Below are 16,221 nucleotides of genomic sequence, written 5' to 3'. Positions count from 1 at the left end.
TATTACGCGTCATCGCCGAACCAGCAGATATTACGTGCAGCCATAATCAGCGCACCGGCCTTCTCATCATCCAGCCCTTCAATATCTGTCAGATCGTCAACACCTTGCTCAGCGAGATCTTCCAGCGTGCAAACGCCTTTTGACGCCAGGCGATAGGCCAGCGCACGATCCAGGCCTTCAAGATTCAGCAAGTCCTCAGCGGGCTCCTGATTACCAAGGCTTTCTTCTTTCGCTAATGCCAGGGTGGTTAACGCATTTTTGGCTCGTTCACGCAGGGCTTCAATGGTCTCTTCGTCGAGGCCGTCAATTTCCAGCAGCTCGTTCATTGGCACATAGGCCAGTTCTTCCAGCGAAGAGAAGCCCTCTTCCACCAGTATGGTGGCGAACTCTTCGTCGATGTCGAGATGTTTCGTGAACATATCGATTGCTGCGTGGGCTTCAGCCTGATGCTTAGCCTGCAGATCGTCGACGGTCATCACGTTCAGCTCCCAGCCGCTCAGCTGGGAAGCCAGACGCACGTTTTGGCCATTACGGCCGATCGCCTGAGCCAGATTACCGGCCTCAACAGCGATATCCATGGTGTGATTATCTTCATCCACCACGATTGACGCCACATCGGCAGGCGCCATGGCGTTAATTACAAACTGTGCCGGATTATCATCCCACAGCACGATATCGATACGCTCGCCGCCCAGTTCACTGGAAACAGCCTGCACGCGTGCGCCGCGCATACCGACGCAGGCACCTACCGGATCGATACGTTTATCGTTGGTTTTTACCGCAATTTTAGCGCGTGAACCCGGATCGCGGGCAGCCGCTTTAATTTCGATAACTTCTTCACCAATTTCCGGCACCTCAATGCGGAACAGTTCGATCAGCATTTCAGGTTTGGAACGGGTAACAAACAGCTGAGCACCACGCGCTTCAGGACGCACGGCATACAGCACGCCGCGAATACGGTCGCCCGGACGGAAGTTCTCACGTGGCAGCATATCTTCACGTACGATCACCGCCTCGGCGTTGCTGCCCAGGTCCAGCGTGATGTTGTCGCGATTCACTTTCTTCACCTGACCGGTGATGATGTCGCCTTGCTGCTCGCGGAACTGGTCCACAACCATTGCGCGCTCAGCTTCACGTACTTTCTGAACGATAACCTGCTTCGCAGTCTGTGTAGTGATACGGTCAAAGGTGACAGATTCAATCTGATCTTCAACGTAATCGCCCAGATTGAGCGCTTCATCTTCGAAGCGAGCCGCGTCCAGCGTGATTTCACGCGTAGGCTGAGTAACTTCATCAACGATTACCCAACGACGGAACGTGTCGAAATCGCCGCTGCGACGATCGATACTGACGCGCACGTCGATTTCCTGCTCATACTTCTTTTTGGTCGCAGTGGCCAAAGCGCTCTCCAGCGCTTCGAAGATTTTCTCACGCGGCAGAGCTTTTTCATTAGAAACGGCTTCTACTACAGCTAAGATTTCTTTATTCATCCTGGTTAGCCTCAATCCGGACTTTTAAAAGTGGGGGACCAGGTTCGCTTTCTGAATATTGCTCAGTGCGAACACTTCATCGTTACCCTCGACGGTCACAGTGATCATCTCGCCTTCCACCGACTTGATGATGCCCTGCCATTTGCGACGGTTCTGTACCGCCATCCGCAGGACCAGGCTGACTTCCTCACCCGCAAAGCGCGCATAGTGTTCTGCAGTGAAAAGTGGACGATCGAGACCCGGCGAGGAAACTTCAAGGTTGTAAGCCACCGTAATTGGATCTTCCACATCCATCACAGCGCTCACCTGGTGGCTAACATCGGCGCAATCATCAACATTGATACCCTCTTCGCTATCAATATAGATGCGCAAGGTTGATGTGCGACCACGAACGAATTCAATACCGACCAGTTCGTAGCCAAGCGCTTCTACCGGAGCAGAGATCAACTCTGTCAATTTTTGCTCTAATGTGGACAAGCCCACCCCCAAGACATAAAAAAAGGGCCTAAAGCCCAGTGTTACGATTTCCTGATAACAAAAAACCCCGAAAAATCGGGGCTTTTTATGACTGGACCCTGTATGCCGCAGTGCGGCTTCGGCGCACAATCCAGAAGAATTTTTTTCAAAAACTCACTGATAGTGCGTCCGTCGATGCATACAGTATATTTGAAAAAGAACTCTAAGGGAAAGTGGTTGCGGGGGCCGGATTTGAACCGACGACCTTCGGGTTATGAGCCCGACGAGCTACCAGGCTGCTCCACCCCGCGTCCGAAAACGTGGCGAATATTACGCCGATCTTGCGAAAATAGCAAGTTTTACTGAGAATTGGTACCGAGGACGGGACTTGAACCCGTAAGCCCTTTCGAGCACTACCACCTCAAGGTAGCGTGTCTACCAATTTCACCACCTCGGTACTGCACTGACTGCGACGATAGTATAGTCGCTTAAGCGTTGACGATTTACTGCTTACTGCGGGATATCATTGCCCGGGGTTGCCGGTTTAGCTGGCTGAGTCTGCTGTTCAGACTGAGCTGGCGCAGTGAGGTTTTCCCACTCGCTTCCTTTGGAAGTCTTATTGCTGTTCAGGTTACCCAGAATCAGACTGATAATGAAGAACAGCGAAGCCAGTATCGCGGTCATACGTGTCATAAAGTTACCTGACCCGTTTGAACCAAACAGCGTACCGGAAGCGCCTGCACCGAATGAGGCTCCCATATCAGCGCCTTTGCCTTGCTGCAGCATGATCAGACCAACCAGGCCAATCGCCACAATAAGGAAAACAACTAACAGAGCTTCGTACATAATCAACCTGTTTCCTTGCGCGTAACCGCACAGTTAAAGCTTCAACCAATACAGACGGGTAGTCTCGTCATTACCCATCAGAAGCGGGTGTGAATACTAACCAAAGGCGCCTGGCTCTGCAAGTGCAATTTTAGCCATAAAATTCAATTGCAGAAAAAAGCGCCAGCATGATGATTTACCAGGCGAAAAGGCATCCCGCCTACCGCCTGGCCGGGTTTAAACTGCTTTTACCGCTGCGGCAATATTATGCGCCAGCGCGGTTACCTGCGCTTCATCTTCGCCTTCCACCATCACGCGGATCAGCGGCTCCGTGCCTGATTTACGCAGCAGTACCCGCCCGCGCCCTGCCAGCGCCTGCTCTGCTTCGGCAGCCGCAGCTTTCACTCTTTCACTCTCCAGCGGATCGTGGCTGCCGGTAAAGCGCACGTTAACCAGGATTTGCGGCAGCATTTTCATACCGCTGCACAGATCGTGCAGACTCATGTGGTTGCGCACTATGGCAGTAAGCACTTGCAAACTGGCTACAATTCCGTCGCCGGTACTGATTTTATCCAGCAGAATAACGTGCCCGGAGTTCTCAGCCCCCATGCGCCAGCCTTTCTCCTGCATTTTTTCCAGTACGTAGCGGTCGCCCACTTTGGCACGGGTGAACGGAATGCCCAGCTGTTTCAGGGCCAGCTCCAGCCCCATATTACTCATCAGCGTCCCGACCACGCCGCCGCGCAGCTGTCCCTGACGCAGCGCTTCGCGCGCAATGATATAGAGAATCTGGTCGCCATCCACTTTCTGTCCCAGATGATCCACCATCATGATGCGATCGCCATCTCCGTCATAGGCGAGACCAAGGTTAGCCTGCTCTTCCAGGACGCGCTGCTGCAGCTGACGCAGGTCAGTCGCTCCGCACTCCTTGTTGATGTTCATGCCGTCCGGCTGCACGCCAATCGCGATGACCTGCGCACCCAGCTCACGCAGCACGTTAGGGGCGATGTGATAGGTGGCACCATTCGCGCAATCGACCACAATTTTCAGACCGTTGAGACTCAGCTCGCCGGGGAAAGTGCCTTTACAGAATTCAATATAGCGACCGGCGGCATCCACGATACGGCTGGCACGCCCCAGTTCAGCAGATTCCACGCAGGTCAGCGGTTTTTCCAGCTCGCGCTCAATCGCTTCTTCCACATCATCCGGCAGCTTGGTGCCTTCGGCTGAGAAAAATTTAATGCCGTTATCATCAAACGGATTGTGAGAGGCGGAGATCACGATCCCCGCTTCCGCACGAAACGTTCGCGTCAGGTAGGCGATTGCCGGGGTTGGCATCGGTCCGGTAAAAGCTGCCGAGAGGCCTGCTGCTGCCAGCCCCGCTTCGAGCGCCGACTCCAGCATATAGCCAGAAATGCGCGTGTCTTTGCCAATCAGTACTTTTCTTGAACCTGAACGCGCCAGCACTTTGCCTGCGGCAAAACCCAGCTTCAGTACAAAATCGGGCGTAATCGGCGCTTCGCCTACTTTGCCGCGGATGCCATCTGTACCAAAATATTTACGCTCACTCATGCCTGTTATCCTTTTGCTCTCTGGGTCGCTTCCACGATGCGCATCGCTTCAACTGTCTCTTTCACATCATGCACGCGAATAATCTGGGCGCCCTGCATCGCAGCAATGACTGCGCAGCTCAGGCTGCCGGTAAGACGCTGTGCCGGGCCGACATTAAGCAGCTGACCAATCATCGATTTACGCGACATTCCCACCAGCAGCGGTAAGCCGTAATGATGAAAATGGCTCAGGTGGGCCAGCAGCTCATAGTTATGGCTGAGATTCTTACCGAAACCAAAGCCCGGGTCGAGCAGCAGTTGCGCTTTTTTGATGCCCGCCGCCTCACAGCGCGCAATTTGCGCAGCGAAGTAAGCGTCCACTTCGCTGATCACATTGTTATACGTGGGTGTCTGCTGCATGGTGCGGGGTTCACCCTGCATATGCATCAGACAAACCGGTAAACCGCTCTCTGCCGCCGCATCGAGCGCGCCAGGCTCTGAAAGCGAGCGAATATCATTGATGATGTGAGCACCCGCTCTCGCTGCTTCACGGATGACGTCAGGCTTTGAGGTATCTACTGAGATCCAGACTTCAAACCGCTGTGCAATGGCCTCCACGACCGGGATAACCCGCTCCAGCTCCTCCTCAACGCTGACCTCGTCCGCTCCGGGCCGGGTCGACTCGCCGCCGACATCGATGATTGTCGCGCCGGCATTTACCATCTCATTGGTATGCGTCAGTGCGTTTACCAGAGAGTTATGCGCGCCGCCGTCAGAAAAGGAGTCGGGCGTTACGTTCAGAATACCCATTACATGGGGGAAGGAGAGATCGAGAAAGGAATCACGCGCGTGGAGTTTCATGGCAGGTATGGTCCTGAAGTGGTCAAACGTTAAATGTAAAAAACCCCGGACTGGCCGGGGTTTTTGCTGAGGTGATGGCCTCTTATTTATTGAACTGCTCAGACATGGTATTACCCGGATTCGGCGTACGCGGTTCATCAACCGGACGTGGCGCCTTTGGCGTACCGTTGCTGTCAGAGTTGTTGCTGCCGGGATCTTCCCAGCCAGCTGGCGGTCGCACATCGCGGCGCGCCATCAGGTCATCAATCTGCGGAGCATCAATGGTTTCATACTTCATCAGCGCATCTTTCATCGCATGAAGAATATCCATGTTCTCGCCCAGAATACGACGTGCACGCTGATAGTTGCTGTCGATCAGGTGTTTAACTTCCTGATCGATGATGCGCGCAGTCTCATCTGACATATGCTTGGCTTTCGCTACGGAACGGCCAAGGAACACTTCACCCTCTTCTTCCGCATAGAGCAGCGGGCCAAGCTTCTCTGAGAAGCCCCACTGCGTCACCATGTTACGAGCCAGATTGGTCGCCACTTTGATGTCGTTAGATGCACCGGTAGAGACATGTTCTGCGCCGTAGATGATCTCTTCAGCCAGACGACCGCCATAGAGCGTGGAGATCTGACTTTCCAGCTTCTGACGGCTGGCGCTGATAGCATCACCTTCCGGCAGGAAGAACGTCACGCCCAGCGCACGACCGCGCGGAATGATCGTAACTTTATGTACCGGATCGTGTTCTGGCACCAGACGGCCGATAATCGCATGCCCGGCTTCATGGTAAGCGGTTGACTCTTTCTGCGCTTCCGTCATCACCATGGAGCGGCGTTCTGCACCCATCATGATTTTGTCTTTGGCTTTTTCGAACTCGACCATCGACACTACGCGCTTGTTGCCACGAGCGGCAAAGAGTGCGGCTTCGTTGACCAGGTTTGCCAGGTCAGCTCCCGAGAAGCCCGGTGTACCGCGTGCGATAATAGCAGCATCGATGTCGGTTGCCAGCGGCACACGGCGCATATGCACTTTCAGGATCTGTTCACGACCGCGCACGTCCGGCAGGCCAACGACAACCTGACGGTCAAAACGGCCCGGACGCAGCAGCGCAGGGTCGAGTACATCCGGACGGTTGGTTGCGGCGATAACAATAATGCCTTCATTGCCTTCAAAACCATCCATCTCAACCAGCATCTGGTTCAGCGTCTGCTCACGCTCATCGTGACCACCGCCTAAACCGGCACCACGCTGACGTCCTACCGCATCGATCTCATCGATAAAGATGATGCACGGCGCAGCTTTTTTCGCCTGTTCGAACATGTCACGCACGCGGGATGCGCCCACGCCGACAAACATTTCTACGAAATCGGAACCGGAAATAGTGAAGAAAGGCACTTTCGCTTCGCCGGCGATAGCTTTAGCCAGCAGCGTTTTACCTGTACCCGGCGGGCCCACCATCAGGACGCCTTTCGGGATTTTACCGCCCAGCTTCTGGAAACGGCTTGGTTCACGCAGATACTCTACCAGCTCACCTACCTCTTCTTTCGCTTCATCACAGCCAGCGACGTCGGCAAAGGTGGTCTTAATCTGGTCTTCCGTCAGCATGCGGGCTTTGCTTTTGCCGAAGGACATCGCGCCCTTACCGCCGCCGCCCTGCATCTGACGCATAAAGAAGATCCATACGCCAATCAGCAGCAACATCGGGAACCAGGAAATGAAGATAGAAGCCAGCAGGCTTGGCTCTTCAGGCGGTTCACCCACTACTTTGACGTTTTTGGTCAGCAGGTTATCGAGTAACTTGGGATCGTTGACAGGAATGTAGGTGGTATATTTATTACTGTCTTTTTTGGTTACGTTAATTTCACGCCCGTTAATACGTGCCTCGCGGACCTGATCCTGGTTCACTTCCGACAGGAAGGTTGAATAATCAACCCTACGGCCATTCGACTCGCTGGGCCCAAAGCTCTGGAATACTGACATCAGCACGACCGCGATGACTAACCAGAGAATCAGGTTTTTCGCCATGTCACTCAAGGGATTAACCTCATATTACAACGGTGTTAACAGACAGCGTAGGGTACTATATATCCTTCATACCTGGAATCGCAGCATGGATGAATTTGCTGGTTTACCCTGAAACTCAGAATCAGGCCGGGATAAACGCACTATTCAGCTTGCTTTGACGCCGGTATTCGGGCCTACAGTTTGCGCCCTGTCGCCACAATATACACTTCACGTGAACGTAACCGCGAAGCGTCTGGCTTACGAATTTTCACTTTCGTAAATAGGGAGCGAATTTCCCGGAGGTATTCATCGAAGCCATCTCCCTGAAACACTTTCACAACAAAACTGCCGCCGGGAGCCAGTACATCCCGACACATTTCCAGCGCCAGTTCAACTAAATACATTGAACGAGGAATATCCACAGCTGGCGTACCGCTCATGTTGGGTGCCATATCTGACATCACCACCTGAACTTTCTGGTCCCCTACCCGCTCAAGCAGCGCTTTCAGCACGGCCTCGTCACGGAAGTCACCCTGCATAAAATCCACGCCGACAATCGGATCCATCGGCAGCAGGTCGCAGGCAATCACCCGCCCGCTATTGCCAATCTGCTGTACCACATATTGTGACCAGCCGCCGGGTGCCGCGCCTAAGTCCACCACGGTCATACCGGGTTTAAACAGCTTGTCACCCTGCTGAATTTCATCAAGTTTAAACCAGGCGCGCGAACGCAGCCCTTTTTTCTGTGCCTGAAGCACATATTTATCGCTAAAGTGTTCCTGAAGCCAGCGACTGGAACTGGCCGAACGCTTTTTACCCGTCATAATTTTTCCAGTTAAATCGTCATCGTAGCGATAAATCAGCGCGCAATGGGTAGCGATGATTTGGCGATATACCCGAGATGGCGGTAGAATGACCCGTTTTCAATCCCTGAGTAAGCAAAAAATACGATGAATCTGAGTACCAAACAAAAACAGCACCTGAAAGGCCTGGCCCACCCACTGAAGCCGGTGGTCATGCTGGGCGGCAACGGCCTTACTGAAGGCGTGCTCGCCGAAATCGAACAGGCGCTTGACCATCACGAACTGATTAAGGTGAAAATTGCCTCAGAAGATCGCGAAACCAAGCAGCTGATCGTCGAGGCCATTGTGCGTGAAACCAAGGCCAGCAATGTGCAGGTTATCGGCAATGTGCTGGTGCTGTACCGCCCGGCGAAAGAGCGCAAAATCACGCTGCCTCGTTAAGCTCTATACTAAGCGCGGCGCAGCGGGCAGAGAAAGTGCCACGCTCACGCATGCGATAAAAGGCCGCCATGCGGCCTTTTTCCTTTCTTTACATTCTGCCCGGCATAACAGCAGCGGGTGCTTACAGATATTCAACCTTCAGCACTTCATACTCCACGTCACCGCCTGGCGTTTTCACAATGGCTACGTCATCGGCCTCTTTGCCCACCAGACCACGCGCCATTGGCGAGTTAACTGAGATCAGATTTTGTTTAAAATCTGCTTCATCGTCACCCACAATGCGGTAAGTAAACTCTTCGTCGGTATCTACATTCAGCACAGTTACCGTGGCACCGAAAATGACGCGACCGGTTTTTGGCATAGATGTGATGTCGATCACCTGCGCATTAGAAAGTTTAGCTTCAATCTCCTGAATACGCCCTTCGCAAAACCCCTGCTCTTCACGCGCAGCATGGTACTCGGCGTTCTCTTTCAGGTCGCCATGCTCACGAGCTTCAGCGATGGAGGCGATGATGCGCGGACGCTTTACGGTTTTCAGTTCGTTCAGCTCTTCACGCAGCTTCTCAGCGCCTTGTAACGTCATCGGAATCTGATTCATTTTGGCTCCTCGTCTCTATCCTGGTTAACGGTGTCATCCTGACTGGTGACAGCAGAATAATCGCTTCTGCGGCACACGGCCCCTTTTCAAAAGCAAAAGAACCCTGACCCGGAAAGCTTTCCGGGTCAGGGATCGGTTTTGCATTTTGATACGTATTTTACCCCAGAGTTCCCTGTGGGTCATCGTTTACTTTGCCCTGCCAGGGGACGTAGTATTGACGCCCCATCCGTCAGTTACCGCGAGATTATGCGATTTTCACGACTTGTTACCGGATTAACCTGCGCGGTAATGCTGCAGGCACAAGCGGCCCCCGTTGAAGAATACATGCAGTATTTACCTGACGGCGCGAACCTGGCGCTGATGGTACAGAAAGTGGGCGCATCAACCCCTATTATTGACTACCACGGAAAACAGATGGCTTTACCGGCCAGCACCATGAAAGTGATCACGGCGCTGGCGGCACTTCTGGAGCTGGGACCCGACTTCCGCTTTCAGACCACGCTTGAGACACGCGGTGCTATTACCGACGGCACGCTGAACGGCGATCTGGTGGCCCGCTTTGGCGGCGATCCTACGCTGAGCAGGCAGAATCTGCGCAATATGGTCGCCGCGCTGAAGCAGCAGGGTATCACGCACATCAAAGGCAACCTGGTGATTGATACCTCCGTATTTGCCAGCCACGATATGGCTCCCGGCTGGCCATGGAACGATCTGACCCAGTGCTTCAGCGCACCACCTGGCGCGGCGATTGTCGACAAAAACTGTTTCTCGGTTTCGCTTTACAGTGGCAAAACCGCTGGTGAAACCGCCTTTGTGCGTATTGCGTCTTACTATCCGGCCCATATGTTCAGCCAGGTCCGGACGCTTGCCCCTAACAGCGGCGAAGGTCAGTACTGCGAGCTGGATGTGGTGCCTGGTGAGCTTAACCGCTATACGCTGACAGGCTGTATGCGCCAGCGGGCAGAACCGCTGCCGCTCGCCTTTGCGGTTCAGGATGATGCCGCCTGGTCAGGTGAAATCCTGAAAGGGATGCTGCGTGCGGCTGATATTGATTATAGCGGTCATCTGGTACGCCAGACGCAGGTTACGTCGCCGGGTACCGTGCTCGCCTCGACCCAATCCGCGCCGCTGCATACGCTACTGCGCATGATGCTGAAAAAGTCGGACAACATGATTGCGGACACCGTGTTCCGCACCATCGGCCATCACTACTTTAACGTGCCGGGTACGTTTCGTGCCGCCTCTGACGCCGTGCGTCGTATTCTGCGCGAAAAAGCGGGTATTGATATGGGCAACAGCATTCAGGTTGATGGTTCCGGCCTGTCGCGTCACGATTTGATCTCGCCAGAGACAATGATGCAGGTGCTGCAGTACATTGCTAAAAACGACGCCACGCTCGACTATATCTCTATGCTGCCACTGGCCGGCTACGACGGCACGCTGCAGTACCGTGGCGGGCTCCATGAAGCGGGCCTCGATGGCAAAGTCTCAGCAAAAACCGGTTCTCTGCAGGGCGTCTATAATCTGGCAGGGTTTATTACCACGTCCAGCGGTGCGCGCGTTGCCTTTGTGCAGTTTCTGTCAGGCTATGCCGTGCCCCCGGAAAATCAGAAAACGCGGCGTATTCCGCTGGTTCGCTTTGAAAGCCGCCTCTACACGGACATTAACAAGAACAACTAATGAAATTGTTGATTGTTGAAGATGATGCGCTGCTGCAATCGGGCCTGGCACAGGCGCTGGGCGCTAAGGGTTATGCAACAGATTGCGCCAGCAGCGCCGCAGAGAGTAATGCGCTATTGCGCAGCGGTCAGTATACGCTGATCGTGCTGGATCTTGGCCTGCCGGATCGCGACGGCGCTTCGCTGCTGCGCCAGTGGCGGCGCGAGGGCGTTGCGATCCCGGTGCTGATCCTTACGGCGCGTGATGCGCTGGAGGATCGCGTGGAGGGCCTGGATGCCGGCGCGGATGATTATCTGATCAAGCCTTTTGCACTGGCAGAACTGCAGGCGCGGGTTCGGGCGCTGATCCGCCGCTATCAGGGTCACAGCGATAACCAGCTGCAACAGGGCGATCTGACGCTCAATCTCAGCACGCAGCAGGTGCTGCTCGAGAATCAGTCGGTGGATATTACGCCCAAAGAATTTGCGCTGCTGACGCGCCTGCTGATGCGCATCGGACAAAATGTGCATCGTGAAACGCTGCAGCAGGATCTCTATAGCTGGAACGACGATCCCGGATCGAACACGCTGGAAGTACATATACATAACCTGCGCCGCAAGCTGGGAAAAGATCGGATTAAAACGGTTCGCGGTGTGGGTTACCGGCTGGAACTGCGCGAATGAACAGTATGCGGCAGCGCTTACTGATCATGCTGGCGCTGATCCTGCTTATCTGTCAGGTCATGAGCGTGATCTGGCTCTGGCACGAGAGCCGGGAGCAGATCAGCTTTCTTGTCAATGAGACGCTTTCGGCTCAGGCGCGCAATCAGCGGGTTGAGAATGAGATCCGCGAAGCGATCGCTTCGCTGCTACTGCCCTCACTGGTGATGGTATGCCTGACGCTGCTGCTCTCGTTCTGGGCGATTAACTGGATTATTCGCCCGCTTAAGCTGCTGCAGGATAGCCTGGCGCATCGTTCCGCCGACAACCTCACTCCCCTGCCGGTGTATGCGGATATGGATGAAATTGTTGCCGTCACCGGCGCGATAAATCAGCTGTTTTCCCGTCTGGACCACACGCTGCAGCAGGAGCGGCTTTTTACTGCCGATGCTGCCCATGAACTGCGTACGCCCCTCGCCGGGCTGCGGCTGCATCTGGAACTGCTGCAGCAGCAGCAGGTGCCGCAGAGTGAAATGCTGATTAGCCGTATCGATCAGCTGATGCACACCGTAGAGCAGCTGCTCATGCTGTCACGTGCCGGCCAGGCGCTGGCGGGCGGACACTATCAGCAGCTGTGGTGGCTGCAGGATATCATGCAGCCGCTGAAACCAGAGATGGACGAGCTGCTGCTACAGCGTCAGCAGCGGCTGCGCTGGCCAGAGGGGAGTGATATCCCGCAGCAGGGCGAAGCGGTGCTGTTGCGCCTGATGCTGCGCAATTTGCTGGAGAACGCCTCGCGCTATAGCCCGGAAAACAGCGAGGTGCAGGTTAAGCTATACCGGGATGCGCAGCAGGTAACGGCAGAAGTATGGGATGAAGGGCCGGGTATTGATGCCGGAGCCGCAGAGGAGTTAACCCAGGCCTTTCGCCGTCGCGATCAGCGCTACGGCGGCAGCGGACTGGGTCTGAATATTGTGCTGCGTATTGTACAAATGCACCGCGGTACGCTGACGCTGGAAAACCGTGAAGACCGCAGCGGACTGATTGCCCGCTGTACGCTGCCGTATCAGCTCAACGGCTAGCTCTGCAGATAAAAAAAGCGGCCCGAAGGCCGCTTTTAGCTGCGATTAACGCTGATAGATAATTTCGACGCCTTCGTCGTCTTCATCATCCCAGTCGTCATCCCAGTCATCATCTTCTTCCACTTCCTGAGCGGTCTCCAGCGCTTCACGATGGTAATCATCCCACATGAACGCGACCTTCTCAGGCTGCTTCTCTTCCAGTTCTGCTTCTTTAGGATTAGCAATGATAAAGCTCATCACATCCCAGCAGAGTTCATTCACGCCGGTACGGCTGGCGGCAGAGATAAGATAATATTTGTCATCCCAGCCGAGCGCCTCTGCAATCGCTTTAGCGCGGCTTTCAGCTTCTTCCTGACTCAGCAGGTCAGTTTTGTTAAACACCAGCCAGCGCGGCTTCTGATAGAGCTTCTCGCTATATTTTTCCAGCTCGCCAAGAATGATGCGGGCGTTTTCAACCGGATCGGTTTCGTCGATAGGCGCAATGTCGATCAGGTGCAGCAGGACGCGACAGCGCTCAAGATGCTTCAGGAAGCGAATGCCCAGCCCGGCGCCTTCCGCTGCGCCTTCAATCAGCCCCGGGATATCGGCCACGACAAAGCTTTTTTCGCTGTCCATGCGCACAACGCCCAGGCTGGGAACCAGCGTGGTAAACGGATAGTCCGCCACTTTTGGCTTCGCTGCAGAGACGGCGCGAATAAAGGTCGATTTACCCGCATTCGGCAGACCCAGCATGCCGACATCGGCCAGCAGCATCAGCTCCAGCTGCAGATCGCGTTTCTCGCCTGGCGTACCCATGGTTTTCTGGCGCGGGGTGCGGTTAACCGAGGATTTAAAACGCGTGTTACCAAGACCGTGCCAGCCGCCTTTCGCTACCATCAGCTTCTGCTCATGGCGCGTCATATCGCCCAGCGTTTCACCGGTGCCCTGATCGATTATGCGCGTACCGACCGGCACTTTGATGGTGACATCTTTACCACGTTTGCCGGTGCAGTCGCGGCTCTGACCATTCTGACCGCGCTCAGCGCGGAACGCTTTTTCAAAGCGATAATCGATCAGGGTATTGAGGTTTTCATCTGCCAGCAGATAGACGTCACCGCCATCACCGCCGTCACCGCCGTCCGGGCCGCCTTTAGGAATATATTTCTCGCGGCGGAAGCTAACGCAACCGTTGCCGCCATCGCCTGCGACCACAAGGATCGTCGCTTCATCAACAAACTTCATTCTATTTCTCCGTCACACTGTCGTCTGTCGCTGCAGAGAGCGGCAGACGGGTCCGCCAGGGTCTTCTGTGCTGACCGGCGGCGGATAATGCAAATCTGGTAATATGAGATGTACAGAAAGTGTACAACAAACCGCGCAGCTCAGTTAGCGGGGATTCGATAACCGGCGGCAGAATGTAAAAAGCCCCGCAAAGCTGCGGGGCCTTTCCTTCGTGTGTTCAGACGATTATCGTCTGCAGCACGACAACCTTACTCAGCAACGATGCTGATATATTTGCGGTTGTTCGGGCCTTTCACTTCGAATTTAACTTTGCCGTCTGTGGTAGCAAACAGGGTGTGGTCACGACCACAGCCTACATTGGTACCGGCGTGGAACTTGGTGCCACGCTGACGAACGATGATGCTACCTGCCAGAACAGATTCACCACCGAAACGCTTAACACCCAGACGTTTTGCGTTGGAGTCGCGACCGTTACGGGTCGAACCACCAGCCTTCTTATGTGCCATTTGTCAGATCTCCTCTTACGCGCTGATCGTCGTGATTTTCACATCAGTGAACCACTGACGGTGACCAGCTTGCTTACGGTAGTGTTTACGACGACGAAACTTAACAATCTTGATTTTTTCGCCGCGACCGTGAGCAACAACTTCTGCCTTGATCATTCCGCCTGAAACCAGTGGCGCGCCGATTTTCACGTCTTCGCCATTTGCAATCATCAGAACCTGGTCGAACTCAATGGTTTCGCCGGTTGCGATGTCCAGCTTTTCCAGGCGAACGGTCTGACCTTCGCTTACTCGGTGTTGTTTACCACCACTTTGGAAAACCGCGTACATATAAAACTCCGCTTCTGCGCTTGCCTTTCTGTGTAATCAGGCGGCGCGATAATATTCACAATAGGGCGCGAATTCTACGCAAATATCCAGCAGAAAACAAGCGCACTTTGCACTCTCCTGCAGAAAAAAAGCGCAGAGTGAATGCAACCGTTTCTCATCCTGAATTTTCAAGTACAATCAGTAACAGATTACCTGAACTCACGCTGGGTAAAAGCGCCTACCATGCAAAAAACGAGTCAAAGCTGAACAGACGAATGAACCTAGAACAAATTAACGAACTAACCGCGCAGGACATGGCGGCCGTCAACCAGACCATCCTCGACCAGCTGAATTCAGATGTCTCACTGATCAACCAGTTGGGCTACTACATTGTCAGCGGCGGAGGTAAACGCATTCGTCCGATGATTGCCGTGCTTTCAGCGCGTGCGCTCAACTATCAGGGTTCGCTGCATGTTACGAACGCAGCACTGATTGAATTTATCCACACGGCAACGCTGCTGCATGATGATGTGGTGGATGAGTCTGACATGCGTCGCGGCAAAGCGACTGCGAATGCGGCGTTTGGTAATGCCGCCAGCGTGCTGGTAGGTGATTTTATCTATACGCGCGCTTTTCAGATGATGACCAGCCTCGGATCCTTAAAGATCCTCGCGCTGATGTCAGAAGCGGTGAATGTGATCGCAGAAGGCGAAGTGCTGCAGCTGATGAACTGTAACGATCCTGACATCACTGAAGAGAGCTACATGCGCGTGATCTACAGTAAAACGGCGCGTCTGTTTGAGGCTGCTTCTCAGGCCTCAGCGATTCTGGCAGAGGCTTCGCCTGCTCAGGAGAAAGCGCTGCAGGATTATGGTCGCTACCTTGGCACCGCTTTCCAGTTAATTGACGATTTGCTCGACTACAGCGCAGATGGCGAGACGCTGGGTAAAAATACCGGTGACGATCTCAGCGAAGGGAAACCGACGCTGCCCCTGCTGCATGCCATGCATCATGGCACCCCCGAGCAGGCCGCTATGATCCGCAGCGCGATTGAGGAAGGCAACGGACGCCATTTGCTGGAGCCGGTGCTGGCCGCTATGCAGCAGACGGGTTCACTGGAATGGACGCGCAAACGCGCTGAAGAAGAAGCGGATAAAGCGATTGCTGCGCTACAGCTGCTGCCTGAGAGTCCGTGGCGTACTGCGCTTGAAGCGCTGGCGCATATGTCAGTGCAGCGCGACTTTTAATCCCGGACGGAGCCGCCCGGCTCCGTTTTTTATTTTCCCGCCGTTTCCTGCGCCGTTTGCATAAGTTTGCACGCTTTTTGCGAATACCCGCCAGATTTTGCTACCTGGGTGTAACAATTACTGGAAATTAATGGAACCTTTTTGCTATATAGAGCCGTTAATTTCCAGTTTTACCCTTCACTGCCACAGCAGCGATTACGCATTACATGGATATGGAGAACAAGTTATGCAGACAAGGAAAGAGGATTGGCATCCTGCAGATATTATCGCAGCGCTACGCAAACGTGGTACTTCACTGGCGGCTCTGTCACGTGCGTCAGGACTTTGCTCCTCAACGCTCGCCAATGCGCTGTCACGCCCCTGGCCCAAAGGCGAGTGGCTTATCGCTATGGCGCTTGAGGTACATCCGGCAGAAATCTGGCCAAGCCGCTATTACGATCCTGACACCCTGCTTCTGCTGGATCGCAAAAAGCGGATCCGATCGCCCGATAGTCTGAAAAAGATCCCGGAAAAAAAAATAAAAAAAA

Annotated in this window: 16 protein-coding genes, 2 tRNA genes and 1 pseudogene; 6 read left to right on the top strand and 13 right to left on the bottom strand. The window is 54.2% G+C overall.

The genetic code is table 11. From position 1 onward, the window contains the following. Positions 1-2 precede the first annotated feature (2 nt). The 9 genes from nusA to rlmE all read right to left on the bottom strand — a co-directional run bounded on the left by nusA (position 3) and on the right by rlmE (position 7,996). Positions 3-1,490 (bottom strand): transcription termination factor NusA, encoded by a 1,488-nt coding sequence (gene nusA, locus LAC65_RS01750; protein ID WP_039382278.1) that lies wholly within the window; start codon positions 1,488-1,490, stop codon positions 3-5. Between the two features lie 24 nt (positions 1,491-1,514). Beyond that, positions 1,515-1,967, bottom strand: a complete 453-nt coding sequence (rimP, locus tag LAC65_RS01745) for a ribosome maturation factor RimP (RefSeq protein ID WP_039382276.1) — start codon at positions 1,965-1,967, stop codon at positions 1,515-1,517. Positions 1,968-2,180: 213 nt separating this feature from the next. Continuing rightward, positions 2,181-2,257: transfer RNA gene (locus LAC65_RS01740), tRNA-Met, on the bottom strand. A 59-nt stretch (positions 2,258-2,316) separates the two neighbouring features. After that, a tRNA-Leu gene (locus LAC65_RS01735) sits at positions 2,317-2,403 on the bottom strand. A 53-nt stretch (positions 2,404-2,456) separates the two neighbouring features. Next, positions 2,457-2,792 carry a preprotein translocase subunit SecG gene (gene secG / locus LAC65_RS01730; protein ID WP_039382274.1) on the bottom strand — a complete coding sequence of 112 codons (336 nt, stop codon included), beginning with the start codon at positions 2,790-2,792 and terminating at the stop codon, positions 2,457-2,459. A 216-nt stretch (positions 2,793-3,008) separates the two neighbouring features. After that, complete coding sequence (gene glmM / locus LAC65_RS01725) at positions 3,009-4,343, bottom strand: phosphoglucosamine mutase (protein ID WP_039382272.1); 1,335 nt, start codon at positions 4,341-4,343, stop codon at positions 3,009-3,011. A gap of 5 nt (positions 4,344-4,348) precedes the next feature. Beyond that, positions 4,349-5,182, bottom strand: coding sequence for a dihydropteroate synthase (gene folP, locus LAC65_RS01720; protein ID WP_039382270.1), 834 nt, complete (start codon positions 5,180-5,182; stop codon positions 4,349-4,351). Positions 5,183-5,264: 82 nt separating this feature from the next. Next, positions 5,265-7,193, bottom strand: a complete 1,929-nt coding sequence (gene ftsH, locus LAC65_RS01715; protein ID WP_039382268.1) for an ATP-dependent zinc metalloprotease FtsH — start codon at positions 7,191-7,193, stop codon at positions 5,265-5,267. A 173-nt stretch (positions 7,194-7,366) separates the two neighbouring features. Next, complete coding sequence (rlmE, locus tag LAC65_RS01710) at positions 7,367-7,996, bottom strand: 23S rRNA (uridine(2552)-2'-O)-methyltransferase RlmE (protein WP_039382266.1); 630 nt, start codon at positions 7,994-7,996, stop codon at positions 7,367-7,369. A 126-nt stretch (positions 7,997-8,122) separates the two neighbouring features. On the opposite strand from rlmE, the gene yhbY reads away from it, so the two are divergent. After that, complete coding sequence (gene yhbY / locus LAC65_RS01705) at positions 8,123-8,416, top strand: ribosome assembly RNA-binding protein YhbY (protein ID WP_039382264.1); 294 nt, start codon at positions 8,123-8,125, stop codon at positions 8,414-8,416. Positions 8,417-8,537: 121 nt separating this feature from the next. Here the strand turns inward: yhbY and greA are convergent, their stop codons facing one another. Continuing rightward, on the bottom strand, positions 8,538-9,014 hold the full coding sequence (greA, locus tag LAC65_RS01700; protein WP_039382260.1) for a transcription elongation factor GreA: 477 nt from the start codon (positions 9,012-9,014) through the stop codon (positions 8,538-8,540). A gap of 246 nt (positions 9,015-9,260) precedes the next feature. On the opposite strand from greA, the gene dacB reads away from it, so the two are divergent. Genes dacB through pmrB form a run of 3 tightly spaced genes read left to right on the top strand, consistent with a single transcriptional unit; the run spans position 9,261 to position 12,414 of the window. Continuing rightward, positions 9,261-10,694 carry a serine-type D-Ala-D-Ala carboxypeptidase gene (dacB, locus tag LAC65_RS01695; RefSeq protein WP_039382258.1) on the top strand — a complete coding sequence of 478 codons (1,434 nt, stop codon included), beginning with the start codon at positions 9,261-9,263 and terminating at the stop codon, positions 10,692-10,694. Further along, positions 10,694-11,356: a two-component system response regulator PmrA gene (gene pmrA / locus LAC65_RS01690; RefSeq protein WP_039382256.1), complete on the top strand. Its 663-nt coding sequence runs from the start codon at positions 10,694-10,696 to the stop codon at positions 11,354-11,356. Before dacB ends, pmrA begins: the two co-directional genes overlap by 1 nt. Then, positions 11,353-12,414 (top strand): two-component system sensor histidine kinase PmrB, encoded by a 1,062-nt coding sequence (pmrB, locus tag LAC65_RS01685; RefSeq protein ID WP_039382254.1) that lies wholly within the window; start codon positions 11,353-11,355, stop codon positions 12,412-12,414. Before pmrA ends, pmrB begins: the two co-directional genes overlap by 4 nt. 45 nt (positions 12,415-12,459) lie before the next feature. Here the strand turns inward: pmrB and cgtA are convergent, their stop codons facing one another. From cgtA to rplU, 3 genes are all read right to left on the bottom strand, one after another. Beyond that, positions 12,460-13,635: an Obg family GTPase CgtA gene (gene cgtA, locus LAC65_RS01680; RefSeq protein ID WP_039382251.1), complete on the bottom strand. Its 1,176-nt coding sequence runs from the start codon at positions 13,633-13,635 to the stop codon at positions 12,460-12,462. Positions 13,636-13,883: 248 nt separating this feature from the next. After that, positions 13,884-14,141 (bottom strand): 50S ribosomal protein L27, encoded by a 258-nt coding sequence (gene rpmA, locus LAC65_RS01675; protein WP_039382249.1) that lies wholly within the window; start codon positions 14,139-14,141, stop codon positions 13,884-13,886. Positions 14,142-14,156: 15 nt separating this feature from the next. Further along, positions 14,157-14,468 (bottom strand): 50S ribosomal protein L21, encoded by a 312-nt coding sequence (rplU, locus tag LAC65_RS01670; protein ID WP_039382246.1) that lies wholly within the window; start codon positions 14,466-14,468, stop codon positions 14,157-14,159. Between the two features lie 254 nt (positions 14,469-14,722). Here rplU and ispB point away from each other — a divergent pair, with 254 nt between their 5' ends. After that, on the top strand, positions 14,723-15,694 hold the full coding sequence (ispB, locus tag LAC65_RS01665; RefSeq protein ID WP_039382243.1) for an octaprenyl diphosphate synthase: 972 nt from the start codon (positions 14,723-14,725) through the stop codon (positions 15,692-15,694). A gap of 226 nt (positions 15,695-15,920) precedes the next feature. After that, positions 15,921-16,181 (top strand): annotated as a pseudogene (locus tag LAC65_RS01660) (helix-turn-helix domain-containing protein); the annotation flags it as partial. Positions 16,182-16,221: the final 40 nt, after the last annotated feature.

It is taken from the genome of Pantoea eucrina (assembly GCF_020079945.1).
GTDB classification, from domain to species: Bacteria; Pseudomonadota; Gammaproteobacteria; order Enterobacterales; family Enterobacteriaceae; genus Pantoea; species Pantoea eucrina.
This window is presented reverse-complemented; position numbering and strand designations above follow the sequence as displayed.

Excerpts from the sequence above, each read along its gene's own strand:
- nusA (WP_039382278.1), bottom strand. The coding sequence starts at position 1,490 with ATGAATAAAGAAATCTTAGCTGTAGTAGAAGCCGTTTCTAATGAAAAA.
- secG (WP_039382274.1), bottom strand. The coding sequence starts at position 2,792 with ATGTACGAAGCTCTGTTAGTTGTTTTCCTTATTGTGGCGATTGGCCTG.
- glmM (WP_039382272.1), bottom strand. The coding sequence starts at position 4,343 with ATGAGTGAGCGTAAATATTTTGGTACAGATGGCATCCGCGGCAAAGTA.
- folP (WP_039382270.1), bottom strand. The coding sequence starts at position 5,182 with ATGAAACTCCACGCGCGTGATTCCTTTCTCGATCTCTCCTTCCCCCAT.
- ftsH (WP_039382268.1), bottom strand. The coding sequence starts at position 7,193 with ATGGCGAAAAACCTGATTCTCTGGTTAGTCATCGCGGTCGTGCTGATG.
- rlmE (WP_039382266.1), bottom strand. The coding sequence starts at position 7,996 with ATGACGGGTAAAAAGCGTTCGGCCAGTTCCAGTCGCTGGCTTCAGGAA.
- yhbY (WP_039382264.1), top strand. The coding sequence starts at position 8,123 with ATGAATCTGAGTACCAAACAAAAACAGCACCTGAAAGGCCTGGCCCAC.
- greA (WP_039382260.1), bottom strand. The coding sequence starts at position 9,014 with ATGAATCAGATTCCGATGACGTTACAAGGCGCTGAGAAGCTGCGTGAA.
- dacB (WP_039382258.1), top strand. The coding sequence starts at position 9,261 with ATGCGATTTTCACGACTTGTTACCGGATTAACCTGCGCGGTAATGCTG.
- pmrA (WP_039382256.1), top strand. The coding sequence starts at position 10,694 with ATGAAATTGTTGATTGTTGAAGATGATGCGCTGCTGCAATCGGGCCTG.
- pmrB (WP_039382254.1), top strand. The coding sequence starts at position 11,353 with ATGAACAGTATGCGGCAGCGCTTACTGATCATGCTGGCGCTGATCCTG.
- cgtA (WP_039382251.1), bottom strand. The coding sequence starts at position 13,635 with ATGAAGTTTGTTGATGAAGCGACGATCCTTGTGGTCGCAGGCGATGGC.
- rpmA (WP_039382249.1), bottom strand. The coding sequence starts at position 14,141 with ATGGCACATAAGAAGGCTGGTGGTTCGACCCGTAACGGTCGCGACTCC.
- rplU (WP_039382246.1), bottom strand. The coding sequence starts at position 14,468 with ATGTACGCGGTTTTCCAAAGTGGTGGTAAACAACACCGAGTAAGCGAA.
- ispB (WP_039382243.1), top strand. The coding sequence starts at position 14,723 with ATGAACCTAGAACAAATTAACGAACTAACCGCGCAGGACATGGCGGCC.